Below are 12,683 nucleotides of genomic sequence, written 5' to 3'. Positions count from 1 at the left end.
ATCACAGAGAGGAGCGGGTGGCGGGGCGGGGTTGCCCCCAGCATGTCCCGCGTCGTATATTCCACGTGGAATATTTGGTACGGAGGATGTCGGTGACCCGCGATAGCGTCACCGGGAATGGGAGGTCCAGGTGACCCGGAAGCAGTCGACACCGGCACTCACGCCCTTGGCGATGCTGGTCCTCGCGCTGCTGGAGGAACGTCCGATGCACCCGTACGAGATGTATCAACTGCTCTTGAGCCGGCATGAGGACGAGTTCGTGAAGATCAAACCGGGCTCGCTCTACCACGCCGTGGCCCGGCTGGCCGACCAGGAACTATTGACCGTCGAGAGCACCGATCGGGCCGGCAACCGGCCGGAACGAACCACCTACCGCATTCGGACCGCCGGGCGCGAGGCGCTGCGCACCCGGATCCGGGACCTGCTGCGCGAGCCGGCCCGGGAGTATCCGGTCTTCGTGACCGGATTGGCCGAAGCGCACAACTTGCCCCTGGACGAGGTCATCGATGCCCTCCGAGAACGTGTCGCCTCGATCGACGCCCGGCTCGCCGAGCTCGATACGATCCACGACCTGGCGGCCGCCTCCAACGTTCCGCGGCGGTACTGGGCCCGCGTGGACTACATCCGCGCACAGAACACCGCCGAAGTCGAATGGCTGCGTGGATTCATCGCCGAGATCGAGAGCGGCGACATCGAATGGGAGACCTTCGACGAGTCCGGCAAACGCATCGACATCACGAACCACACCCTGAGATAGGAACCCGAATCCGTGTCCACTCAACGCAATCCGTGGCTGGCGCTGTACGCGCTGGTCGTCGGGTTCTTCATGATCCTGCTGGACATGACCATCGTCGCGGTGGCCAATCCGGCGATCATGAAGGACCTGCAGGCCGATGTCTCCCAGGTCATCTGGGTCACGTCCGCCTACCTGCTGGCCTACGCGGTGCCGCTGCTGGTCACCGGCCGGCTCGGAGATCGCTTCGGCCCCAAGACCATCTATCTCGGCGGCCTGGCCGTGTTCACCCTGGCGTCGCTGTGGTGTGCGGAGTCGACGAGCATCAATATGCTGATCGCGGCCCGCGCCGTGCAGGGCCTGGGCGCGGCGCTGATGACGCCGCAGACCATGGCGGTCATCACCCGCACCTTCCCGCCGGACAAGCGCGGCGCGGCCATGGGCCTGTGGGGCGGCGTGGCCGGTCTGGCCACCCTGGTCGGCCCGATCCTGGGCGGCGTGCTGGTGGACTGGCAGGGCTGGCAGTGGATCTTCTACGTGAACGTGCCGATCGGCATCATCGCCTTCGCCCTGGCCGTCTGGCTGGTGCCCTCGCTGCCCACCAACGACCACAAGTTCGACCTGGTCGGCGTGGTGCTCTCGGGCGTCGGCATGTTCCTGCTGGTGTTCGGCATCCAGGAGGGCAACAGCCACCACTGGGACGCCTGGATCTGGGCCATGATCATCGCCGGCGTGGCGGTGCTGGCGCTGTTCATCGTCAACCAGGCTCGCAATACCGGTGAGCCGCTGGTGCCGCTGAGCCTGTTCAAGGACCGCAACTTCGCGCTGTCCAACCTGGCCATCGCGGCCATGGGCGCGGCGGTGACCAGCGTGTTCGTGCCCGCCTACTTCTATCTACAGCAGGTACACGACATGACGCCGACGCGCTCGGCACTGGTCTTCGCGCCCATGGCGATTCTGACCGGTGTGTTCGCGCCGATCATCGGCAAGATCTCGGACAAGGTCGCGCCGCGCGTCATTCCGACCATCGGTTTCGCGCTCTTCGCGGCGACCCTGTTCGGGTTCGGCGTCCTGATGAAGCCGGACGGCTCGATCCCGCTGTTCATGATCGTCGGCGGCATCTCCGGTATCGCCAATGCCTGCATCTGGGCGCCGCTGGCCACCACCGCCACCCACAACCTGCCGGTGCAGCAGGCCGGTGCGGGAGCGGGCGTCTACAACACCACCCGTCAGATCGGTTCGGTGCTCGGTTCGGCCACGATCAGCGCACTGCTCTCGGCTCGCATCTCGGCGCAGGGCCTGCCCAGCGGCCCGATCGGCGAGGGCGGTGGCGGCAAGAGCCTGAGCAGCCTGCCGGCCGAGGTCCGAGGTCCCATCCTGGAGAAGCTCAGCACCGCGCTGAGCCAGTCCATCTACCTGCCCGCCCTGATCCTGTTGATCGGCGTCGCCGCCTCGGCGCTGTTCATCGGGCACGGCAAGGCGGAGGGCGATGAGCGCGACGATATGGCGAAGGCCGATATCGGGGTGCACTGATCCGCTGACTTTTCGAAAAGCGCTGTCCGCCGGGGCTTTCCCGGCGGGCAGCGCTGTCTGTGCGGTCGGCGCGGCAGGCTCGCTGGATTCCGCTGTGCCCTCAGCCGATTCGCACGGTGAGCGAGGGATATCCGGTCGCGCCGTCGGGCACGACGTCCTGTTCCTTGTCGGTCTGGGTCTCCCCGGTGCCGTCGGTCGCGCGCGCCCACACCGTGTGCACGCCGCTGCTGCCGGTGGCGTCCCAGTCGTAGGCCCACTGCACCCAGGTGTCGATGGACGGGGCCACCGCCAGCCGGGCGGGCCGCCAATCCCCTTGATCGATGCGGACTTCCACGCCGCGAATGCCGCGATGCTGCGCCCACGCCACGCCCGCGATGGTGACCTTGCCCGGGGCGATGGTGCCGCGGCCGCGGGGGGTGTCGATGCGGCATTCGGTCTTGATCGGGCCCTTGGCCGACCAGCCGCGCTTGGTCCAGAACGCTTCGGCGCGATCGAATCTGGTGATCTCCAGTTCGGTCACCCACTTGGTGGCCGACACGTAGCCGTACAGCCCGGGCACCACCAGCCGCGCGGGATAGCCGTGCGCGGTGGGCAGCGGTTCGCCGTTCATGCCGACGGCCAGCATGGCGTCGCGGCCGTCCATCAGCACGGCGAGCGGGCTGCCCGCGGTGAAGCCGTCGATGCTGTGCGAGAGCACCATGTCGGCGTCGGGGTGCGGTCCGGCCGCGGTGATCAGCTCGTCGAGCCGATAGCCGAGCCAGCGGGCATTGCTGATCAGATCGCCGCCGACCGGATTGGACACGCAGGCCAGCGTGACCAGCCGTTCGATGGGGGTCTTGGCGGCGAGATCGGCGTAGCTCAAACGGATCTCGCGATCGACCATGCCGTGGATGCGCAGTGACCAGTCGTCCTTGCTGACCTGCGGCACGGTGAGAGCGGTGTCGATGCGATAGAAGTCGGCGTTCGAGGTGAGATACGGCGTCAGGCCCGGAATCTGCAGGTCCGCGCCGGGCTCGATCGACGGCTCCGCGCCGGTGGGCGTCGGCAGTTGCACATCCGCGCGCTCGGCCGACACATCCCGCGACCGCAGCCCGATGATCCGTCCCGCGATGCCGCCGACCGCCGCGGCCACGCCCGTGATCACGATCCCGCGCACCACCAGCCGCCGCTCCACCGCCAGCTCGGCGGGCGAAAGCCGCTGCGGCTCGGCGGTTTCCGCGTCCGCGGCGGTCGCGGTGAATTCGCCGAACCGGGTGACCCGGCCGATCAGGCTGCGCAACACCAGGATTCCGGCGACCATGCCGAGAATGGAAGGCAAGGCCCAGGTCCAGGTCGCATTGGGGCGACCGAGCGCGGCGATGGTGGACAGCAGCCCGAACATCGCGAACAGGATCGACCCGAACGGCCGCCGCTCCCGCTCCACGATCCCGGCGACCGCGGCCAGCACCACCGCGACCACACCCATGCACACGAACAGCAGCACTTTGTCATTGGTGCCGACCAGGCCGATGATCCACTCCCGGAACCCGTCCGGCGTGTGGTCGACGATCCACGCTCCGACCGCCTGCAAGGGCGTGCTGTCGGGGCTGACCAGCACTGACACCAGCTCCGCCACACCCAGGGTGACGCCGCCGGCGACAATTCCGCCAGCCGTCCGTAATCCGCGATCCGCCACGAAACCGACCCTACTGCGCGGGTCGGCCCATGGAACGGCTCGAAGGATTACGGAAGCGTGACGCCCGGGGTCCGCAGCGCCACGGCGGCGATCACGGCCATGACCAGCAGACTGCCGCCCGCCACCGCGAAGGCGTGGTGCAGGCCGGTCACGGTCAGGGCCGGTCCCGAATAGGCCAGCGCGCCCAGCACCGCGACCCCGAGCACCTGGCCCAGCTGCCGCAGCGCATTGTGCACCGAGGAGGCCATGCCCGCGCGGTGCGGATGCACGGCGGCCAGTACGGTCGCGGTCATCGGGGTCAGGCACAGCCCGATGCCGAAGCCGCCCACCGCGAGCATCCACCAGATCGAGCCGATGCCGGTGTCGCGCTGCACGGTCAGCAGGCCCGCGACGGCCAGACCGCCGAGGGTCAGTCCGGTCACCATGGGAATCCGGGGGCCGAAGCGGCCGACCAGTCGTCCGGACAGTGGCGTCGCCAGCGCGAACGCGACGCCGATGGCGCACACATCGAGCCCGGCCCGGACCGCCGAATGTCCCTGCACCTGCTGGAAATACGCGCTCAGGTACACGATCAGCCCGACGAAGGCGAAGAACGCCACCGCACCGGCCAGGTTCGCGGCGGCGAATCCGCGGTGGCCGAACAGCGTGAGATCCACCAGCGGATCGGCGTGCCGCCGCTCCCAGCGCACGAACACCACCGCGGCGACGGCGGCCAGCCCGAACGCGGCCAGGATCGGCGCGGAGGCCCAGCCCTGACCGCGGCCCTCGATCAATCCGAACGAGAGCGCGGCGATGGCCGTCGTGGTCAGGAGCGCGCCCTGCCAGTCGAACCGGCCGGTGGCCGGTGTGCGGGGCAGGCGCGGCACGACCAGCGCGGCGACCGTCGCGAACACGGCGACCAGCGGCACGTTCAGCAGCAGCACCCAGCGCCAGCCCAATCCCGTCACGACGACACCGCCCAGAATCGGCCCCACTGCCAGCGCCAGGCCGGACGAGGTCGACCAGGCCCCGATCGCGACCGCGCGCTCGCGTTCGTCGGGGAAGGCGGCACGGACGACGGCGAGGCTGGTGGGCACCAGCAGGGCGGGGCCGACGCCCTGAATCACGCGGCCCGCCAACAGCATCGGGACGTTCGGTGCCAGGCCCGCGATCAGCGCGCCGACTGCGAAGGTCAGCATGCCCAGGAGGAAGACGCCCTTGCGGCCGAACCGGTCGCCGAGTCCGCCGCTGAGCATCAGCAGGCTGGCGTAGACCAGGACGTAGGCATTGACGATCCACTCGGTGGCGGTGGCGTCCGCGTGCAGGTCACGGCCGATGGTCGGCAGCGCCACGCTCATGACGGTGGTGGACAGGACGGCCAGGAACTGACCGCCGGTGACGGCCACCAGCGTGATCCAGGGATTGGCTGCGGCCGTGGGAGCTTCGGGACGGGCGGGAACGTGCAATGCGGTCATAGTCGAACGGTAGGACTGCCCGGTCATAGCTTCCACGACCAAAAGTGCTATACGCCAGTGCCTCTAGAGTTATAAGCGTGGATCTACTGCAGCTGCGCTATTTCCGGATGGTGGCCCGCACCGAGAACATCACCCGGGTGGCGGAGGAACTCCGGGTGGCCCAGCCCTCGCTGAGCCGGACCATCACCCGGCTCGAAAACGAGCTGGGCGTACCACTTTTCGACCGGCAGGGACGGCGGCTGCGGCTGAACCGCTTCGGCGCGGCCTTCCTCGCGCGGGTGGATCGAGCCCTGGACGAACTCGACGGCGCCCGCCGGGAGCTCGACGATCTGGCCGGGCTGGAGCGGGGTGCGATCACGATCGGGGCGGAGAATCTGCGCGTCGTCCAGAATGTGATCGCGGACTTCCTGCAAGCGTATCCCGGTGTGCGCGTTCAGCTGTTCTCGGGCACCGCCGCGCAGGTGTCGGCCCGGCTGGCGGCCGGCGACCTCGACCTCGGGGTGGTGTCGCTGACACCGGACGCACCCGGCCTGGCCGGGCAGGAATTGCTGGACGAGGAAGTGCTGCTGGCCGTTTCGCCCGGCCACCGGCTCGCCGACCGGGATCGGGTCACCGTCGCCGAGCTGGCGACCGAACCCTTCATCACGACCTCACCCGACTACTGGCAACGCACCGTGCTGGATCGCGTCTTCGCCCGCGCCGGGCTGCGCCCCACGATCGTCTGCGAAGGCGACGAGCCGTCCGCGATCCGTGGCCTGATCGCCACCGGCTTCGGCATCGGCCTGCTCCCGGCCATGGCGCGCGATTACTCCGGCCCGGCGGTGGCCTGGCTGCATCTCGACGACGTCTACTGTCGCCGCACCCTGCACCTCGTTTGGCGCACGGATGCCTATCTGCCGCTGGCCGCCAGGCGTTTTCGCGAACTCGCGGCCGACCGCTTCGCGAAGGACCGACCCGGCGCGCCGGGGTGAATCACCTCTGCGCGGTGATGGCCTCTTCGGCATTGCCATTGAAGAGTGGCCACGCGAAAATCATCGGCCCCCGCCCGGGAACTTCGCGTGAACCGGCGCGGAATTCGGTGAATCAGTCGGTGGCCCGGTGGCGCTGGTAGTAGCGGGCGACCCGGACGCGGTTGCCGCACCGCTCGGGCGAGCACCACTGGCGGCGCGGATGCGCGGGCAGGAAGAGCATGACGCAGTCCTCCGCACCGCACTGCCGCAGGCGATCGATGGCCGGATCGGTGAGCAGGGTCGCAGCGGCATCGGCCAGGTGCGCGGCCAGCCGGGCGCCCGGATCGCCGAGACGCGCCACGGTTTCGGTGACGGCATCGCCGTTCCAGTCCAGGCGGCGAATGGCGGGTGCGGCCGATTGCGCCTCGGCGAGGCCGCGCAGTGCGGCAGCCGGCGGGCGGTGGCCGTGCAGCATCGCGTCCAGCGCCGCGGCGGTGTGGTCGCGCACCGCGTGGACGGCGGCCAGGTCGGCACCGGTGAGGCGCTGCGGCGGCGGCTCGGGTAGGCGATCGGCCTCCAGGCGCAGCCAATCCGCCAGCTGCTCAGGGGTTTCCAGCAGGTCGGCACCGGTGGGCCGGGTGTTCACCAGGTCCAGAGCGAGAGGTTCACCGATCAACGGTTCGAGATCAGCCACGTCGCTAATGCTACCTCGAGCCGTTGACACATTAGCCGGAATCGGCGTAGAACTAATGCAACATCGCCGACAGAAAGCATGTGAAGCCGTGAGCGCACTCCCCCAGGTCCTGCACCCGCTCTCCACCGTCCGGCACGGCCGCCTCGAGGTCGATGGCGTCGAGGTCTTCTACCGGGAGTCGGCGCCCGCCCGCGCGGACGCCCCGGTCCTGTTGCTACTGCACGGTTTTCCCACCGCGTCCCACCAGTTCCGCCGCCTCATCGACGCCCTGGGCGACCGCTACCGCCTCATCGCTCCCGACTATCCCGGTTTCGGAAACACTGACGCCCCCGCGGATTTCGACTACAGCTTCGACCACCTGGCCAACATCACCGAGGGTTTCGTCCAGCGGCTGGGCCTGACCAGCTTCGCCATGTACATCTTCGACTTCGGGGCGCCCATCGGCCTGCGCCTGGCCGCCCGGCACCCGGAGTGGATCACCGGTCTCATCGTCCAGAACGGCAATGCCTACGAAGCCGGTTTGTCCGAGGCCGCACAGGGTTTCGTGGCCCTGCGCCCCGACCATGAGGGCGACGAGGAGGTCATCCGCGGCCTGCTCACCCTCGAGGGCACCCGCGGCCAATACGAAACCGGCGTCCCCGACCCGGCCCTGCTCGACCCCGATGCCTGGACCCTGGACCAGCACTACCTCGATCTCCCCGGTCGCAAGGAAGCCCAGGTGGCCCTGGCCTTCGACTACAAGTCGAACGTGGCCCGCTACCCCGAATGGCAGTCCTGGCTCCGCACCTACACTCCCCCCACCCTCATCACGTGGGGCGCGAACGACCCCTTCTTCCCCGCCCCGGGCGCGCACGCCTACCTGGCCGACCTCCCCGATGCCGAACTCCACCTGTTCGATACGGGCCACTTCGCCCTGGAAACCCATGTCTCCGAAATCGCCGGGCTCATCGCCGATTTCCTCGACCGCCTACCCACACCCGCACGGTGACGCGAGGAACCTCGCCCCGCCAACACGACAGGCCCCGCGCGGGCGGGGCCTGTCGAATGATGTTGGCGGCGTGGATCAGTGGGCCTCGCGCGGCGCGTGCGGGAGCAGGAAGGCCAGGCAGAAGGCCGTGACGCCGAGCCCGATGCCGACGAGCGTGACGTGCTCCATGCCGATCAGCGCATTGCCGCGCGGGGTGCCGCCGAGGTGGGTGAAGCGGTTGAAGAACACGGTGCCCAGCACCGCGACGCCGAGCGCGCCGGCCAGCTGCTGCACCGATTCGAGCAGGCCCGAGGCCGAGCCGACCTCGTCGTCCTCGATCTCGCCGATGATGATGCTGAACATCGGGACGAACACCATGCCCATACCGAATCCGACGACCAGCAGCGGACCCGCCAGCTCCCAGGCGTTCAGGCCGGTGCGGACCAGGTGCAGCACCGCGTACAGGCCGGCCAGTCCGGCGGTCATGATGCCGACGCCCAGGTGCAGCACCTTGCGACCCAGCTTCGGGGCCTCCGCGCCGATGGCGGAACCGAAGAAGGAGCCGAGGGCCCAGGCCGCCATGGCGATGCTCGCGCCGATCGGGCTGTAACCGAAGCCGAGCTGCAGCATCAGACCGAGGCCGAGCGAGAAGCCGATGATGCCGATGAAGAACACCGTCTCGAAAAGCACTCCGGCACTGTAGGACCGGCGCCCGAACACACTCAGCCGCACCAGCGGCGTCCGGCCGGCGGCGGTCCGGAACCGCTGCTGCGCAACGAAGGTCCCGAGCACCGCGACACCGATCACCGGCATGATCAGGCTCCAGGCCGGCCAGCCGTGCTCACGCCCCTGCATGAGCGGATAGATCAGCAGCCCGACACCCGAACCGGCCAGGACGACACCGAGCAGATCGAGCCCGCCGGTGCGGTCCCCGCCGCGCCGGGGCAGCGCCGCGATACCCCCGATCAGGGCGAAGAGCCCGAGCGGCACATTGATCCAGAAGATCGACCGCCAGCCGGTGCCGAGCAGATCCACCTTGATGAGCAGCCCGGCGACGATCGGCCCGAGAATGCTCGCGACGCCGAGGGTGGTGCCGAACGCCGCCCATGCCCGGGGCTGATCCGCGGTGTCGGGGAACAGATCCCGGATCATCCCCAGGCACTGCGGCACCATCACCGCGGCCGCCGCGGCCTGCGCGACCCGCCCACCGATCAGCGCCTCCGGCGAGGCGGCCAGCGAGCAGGCCACCGAGGCGAGCACGAATCCGACTGTGCCGCCGAGGAACATCCGCCGGCGCCCGAACAGGTCGCCGAGCCGTCCACCGGTCAGCAGCCCGACCGCCAGTACCAGCGTGTAGGCCGCGGCGATCCACTGCATCGTGGCGTAGCTGCCGCCCAGATCGCGTCGGATCATCGGCAGCGCGACGTTCACGACATTGGTGTCGAGCATGTTCATCAGCGTCGCGCCGATGATCGCGGACAGCCCCAGCCACCGGCGGGCGGGTGTGGCGACTGGTGTGGATACGGCCGTGACGGGCGGTGTGAGGGCGGTGGCGGTGGACATTGCAGGCTCCTTTCGATGGAGCAATAGTATCCACAACACTAGTTTCTAAGCAACTAGTTTCGAGGATATGCCGGAGCGCGACCCGGGACCGGCAGAAGGACGCCGGATCCGCGAGCCGGGATCACGAGGCGGTGTGGCCGATCCCGTTGTCGCTCATGGCATCAATGCTTCCGGTAAACACCGGGCCGCCACATCACGAGGATTCGTTATTCACGTGACCCGGAAACGCGAAGGGCCCGCGGAAATCCGCGGGCCCCTTGCCTTTCCGGATGTCTCCGGAGCCGATCAGGAGTTGTAGATCGCGTCCACGTCGGCCGCGTACTGCTTCATGACGACGGCACGCTTCAGCGACAGCTTCGGGGTGAGCTCGCCGCCCTCCTGGGTCCAGTCGACCGGGAGGATGCGGACCTTCTTGATCGCCTCGGCGTGCGACACCAGCTTGTTGGTGGCCGCGACCGCGTCATTGATCTCGCCGACCAGGGCCGGGTTCTCGATGACGTGCTCGATCGGGGTGTCGGCGGGAATCCCGTTGCGCGCCTTCCACGCCGGCAGGGCTTCCGGGTCGAGGGTGACGAGGGCGCCGATGAAGGGCTGGCCATCGCCGACCACCATGACCTGGCTGATCAGCGCGTTCTGGCGCAGCGAGTCCTCGAGCATGGCCGGGGAGACGTTCTTGCCGCCGGCGGTGACCAGGATTTCCTTCTTACGGCCGGTGATCGAGACGAAGCCCTGCTCGTCGATGGCGCCGAGGTCGCCGGTCTTGAACCAGCCGTCGGCGTCGAAGGCGTCGGCGCTGGCCTCGGGGTTGTTCCAGTAGCCGCCGAACACGACCGGACCGCGGATGAGCAGCTCGCCGTCCTCGGCGACCTTGGCGCCGTGGCCGGGCAGCGGGCGGCCGACCGAACCGACCTTGATGAACTTGGGGGTGTTCACGCTGACGGCGGCGGTGGACTCGGTGAGACCGTAGCCCTCGTAGATGGTGACGCCCGCGCCGCGGAAGTAGTGGCCGAGGCGCGCGCCCAGCGGGCCGCCGCCGGAGACGGCGGACTCGCACTGACCGCCCATGGCCTCGCGCAGCTTGGCGAAGACCAGCTTGTCCAACACCATGTGCTGCAGCTTGAGCACGATGTTCGGGCCGCCGTTCTCCAGCGACTGGCTGTACTGGATGGCGATCTCGGTGGCGTAGTCGAAGATCTTGCCCTTGCCGCCGTCGTGCGCCTTCTGCTTGGCGCCGTTGAACACCTTCTCGAAGACACGCGGCACCGAGAGGATGAAGTTCGGCTTGTACTGCCCGAACTGCTCGACCAGGGTGGACCAGTCGGCGGTGTGGGCCACGGTGACACCGGCGTCGAAGGCGGCCAGCGCGACCGCGCGGGCGAAGACGTGGGCCAGCGGCAGGAACAGCAGCGACTTGCGGCCGGGCAGCAGGAACTCGCTCATGGCGGAGCGGTCGGCGGCCGACTCGGCGTACAGGTTGGCGTGCGAGAGCATGACGCCCTTGGGCCGGCCGGTGGTGCCGGAGGTGTAGATGAGGGTCGCCGGGGAGGCGGCCTTCACCTGGGCTCGGCGCTCGTGCACGACGGCGTCGTCGAGGTCGGTGCCGCGGGCGACGAGGTCGGCGATGGCGCCCTTGTCGATCTGCAGGACTTCCTTCAGATTGCCCAGTCCGCCTTCGATTTCCGCGATGGTGGCGCGGTGCTTGTCGTTCTGGACGACAGTGAGCTTGGTGGCCGAGTCCTCGAGGATCCAGCGCGCCTGCTCGGCGGAGGAGGAGTCGTAGATGGCGACGGTGCAGCCACCGGCCGCCCAGATGGCGAAGTCGAGCACGACCCACTCGTAGCTGGTCTGGGCCATGATGGCGACGCGGTCACCGAGCTCGACGCCGGAGGCCACCAGGCCCTTGGCCACCTCGGTCACGGTCTTCGCGAACGTCGCCGCCGTGACGTCGTTCCAGCCACCCTTGCCATCCGGGGTATTGAAGACGACCAGGTTGGGGGTCTTCTCCGCATGCCGGAACGCGCCGTCCGACATGTTGGCGTTCTCCGGAATGGTGTAGGTAGCCGGGACTTCGAACTCTCGCATCGCTGCCCTTCCACAGTGGGTTTACTGGCGGGTAATCTACGCCACGCTCACAGGTAACTCCCGGCGGACCGCCCGAACCGGTTGTCGGACGGTCCCGCGTTATGTCTTTTCCCTATCCTATTGACCGGCTCTGCGCTGGTCGAAGGGCGTGCCGGAGGAACTGTCCGAGCTCGACGGTCACGGCCGCGGCGGGGGCCACGAGACTCGCCTGCAACTGGGCGACGTGCCACAGTCCGCGGGTCTCGGTGAACTCGGCCGGCACCCCGACCGCTCGCAGCTGCGCGACCAGCCGCGTGCACTGGGCGTGCAGCAGTTCGTCCACGTCGGCCTGGACATAGGTCGGCGGCAGCCCGGACAGGTCGGCGAGCAGCGGCGCGTATCCGGTGTCGGTGCCGTCGCCCGCACCCAGATAGGCGGCGGCACAGGCCCGCGACCACGGCTTGTTGATGACCAGATCGCGGTTCCGGACCGGTAGCTCGTTCGGGTCGGCCCAGGGCGCGATCAGGCCGAGTGCGGCCGGTACCAGCCGGTGCCGGTCGCGCAGCCGCAGCGCCAGCGCCAGCGAGAGCCCGCCGCCGGCCGAATCACCGGCCACCGCAATGCGTTCCGGCCGATAGCCGGCCGCCACCAGGTCCAGGAAGGCCGCCTCGGCATCGTCGAGCGCCGCCGGGAACGGGTGCTCGGGAGCCAGCCGGTAGTCCAGAACCTGGACGGCGCAACCGGTTTCCCGTGCCAGATAGGCCGCCAGCGACCGGTGCGTGGCCGGCGAGCAGACGGTGTAACCGCCGCCGTGCAGGTACAGCACGGTGGCGTTGTCGGAGACCGGCCCGACCGTCACGCGTTCGGCCGGGCGGCCACCGAGTTCGACGTGCTCCACGTGGGTGCCCCGCGGCGCGCGCTGCGCCACCGAGCCCCAATCCATCAGCGCCCGTTGGACACTGAATGGCAGCCGGTGGTTGAGCACGATCCGGAAGAGCGGATTCAACGCGGCGCGGACGATGGGCAACGGCAGTGTCACATCGGGCATGACCG

The 12,683-nt window shown here is 69.0% G+C and carries 10 protein-coding genes; 4 read left to right on the top strand and 6 right to left on the bottom strand.

The annotated features are described in order from the left end of the window. Positions 1-130: 130 nt before the first annotated feature. Positions 131-757: a PadR family transcriptional regulator gene (locus ACFXIV_RS20695; RefSeq protein WP_379394108.1), complete on the top strand. Its 627-nt coding sequence runs from the start codon at positions 131-133 to the stop codon at positions 755-757. Positions 758-769: 12 nt separating this feature from the next. Next, positions 770-2,266, top strand: coding sequence for a DHA2 family efflux MFS transporter permease subunit (locus ACFXIV_RS20690; protein WP_379394107.1), 1,497 nt, complete (start codon positions 770-772; stop codon positions 2,264-2,266). A gap of 100 nt (positions 2,267-2,366) precedes the next feature. Here ACFXIV_RS20690 and ACFXIV_RS20685 read toward each other — a convergent pair whose 3' ends face one another. Beyond that, positions 2,367-3,941 carry a molybdopterin-dependent oxidoreductase gene (locus ACFXIV_RS20685; RefSeq protein ID WP_379394106.1) on the bottom strand — a complete coding sequence of 525 codons (1,575 nt, stop codon included), beginning with the start codon at positions 3,939-3,941 and terminating at the stop codon, positions 2,367-2,369. 47 nt (positions 3,942-3,988) lie between these two features. Beyond that, a complete protein-coding gene (locus ACFXIV_RS20680; protein ID WP_379394105.1) occupies positions 3,989-5,395 on the bottom strand; it encodes an MFS transporter in 1,407 nt (468 codons plus the stop codon). Between the two features lie 77 nt (positions 5,396-5,472). Between ACFXIV_RS20680 and ACFXIV_RS20675 the strand changes: the two genes are divergently transcribed. Continuing rightward, entirely contained in the window at positions 5,473-6,366 is an 894-nt protein-coding gene (locus ACFXIV_RS20675) for a LysR family transcriptional regulator (RefSeq protein ID WP_379394103.1), read from the top strand. Between the two features lie 112 nt (positions 6,367-6,478). Here ACFXIV_RS20675 and ACFXIV_RS20670 read toward each other — a convergent pair whose 3' ends face one another. Continuing rightward, positions 6,479-7,039, bottom strand: coding sequence for a CGNR zinc finger domain-containing protein (locus ACFXIV_RS20670; RefSeq protein ID WP_379394101.1), 561 nt, complete (start codon positions 7,037-7,039; stop codon positions 6,479-6,481). 88 nt (positions 7,040-7,127) lie between these two features. On the opposite strand from ACFXIV_RS20670, the gene ACFXIV_RS20665 reads away from it, so the two are divergent. After that, positions 7,128-8,027 (top strand): alpha/beta fold hydrolase, encoded by a 900-nt coding sequence (locus ACFXIV_RS20665; RefSeq protein WP_379394099.1) that lies wholly within the window; start codon positions 7,128-7,130, stop codon positions 8,025-8,027. Between the two features lie 75 nt (positions 8,028-8,102). Here ACFXIV_RS20665 and ACFXIV_RS20660 read toward each other — a convergent pair whose 3' ends face one another. The 3 genes from ACFXIV_RS20660 to ACFXIV_RS20650 all read right to left on the bottom strand — a co-directional run bounded on the left by ACFXIV_RS20660 (position 8,103) and on the right by ACFXIV_RS20650 (position 12,678). Continuing rightward, positions 8,103-9,569 (bottom strand): MFS transporter, encoded by a 1,467-nt coding sequence (locus tag ACFXIV_RS20660; RefSeq protein WP_379394097.1) that lies wholly within the window; start codon positions 9,567-9,569, stop codon positions 8,103-8,105. Positions 9,570-9,854: 285 nt separating this feature from the next. Beyond that, positions 9,855-11,651, bottom strand: a complete 1,797-nt coding sequence (locus ACFXIV_RS20655; protein WP_379394095.1) for an AMP-dependent synthetase/ligase — start codon at positions 11,649-11,651, stop codon at positions 9,855-9,857. 112 nt (positions 11,652-11,763) lie between these two features. After that, positions 11,764-12,678, bottom strand: coding sequence for an alpha/beta hydrolase (locus ACFXIV_RS20650; RefSeq protein ID WP_379394093.1), 915 nt, complete (start codon positions 12,676-12,678; stop codon positions 11,764-11,766). Positions 12,679-12,683: the final 5 nt, after the last annotated feature.

The sequence above is a fragment of the Nocardia sp. NPDC059236 genome, from assembly GCF_042754085.1.
GTDB lineage: Bacteria > Actinomycetota > Actinomycetes > Mycobacteriales > Mycobacteriaceae > Nocardia.
Note: the sequence above shows the minus strand (reverse complement) of the source record. Positions and strands in the feature narration are given on the sequence as shown.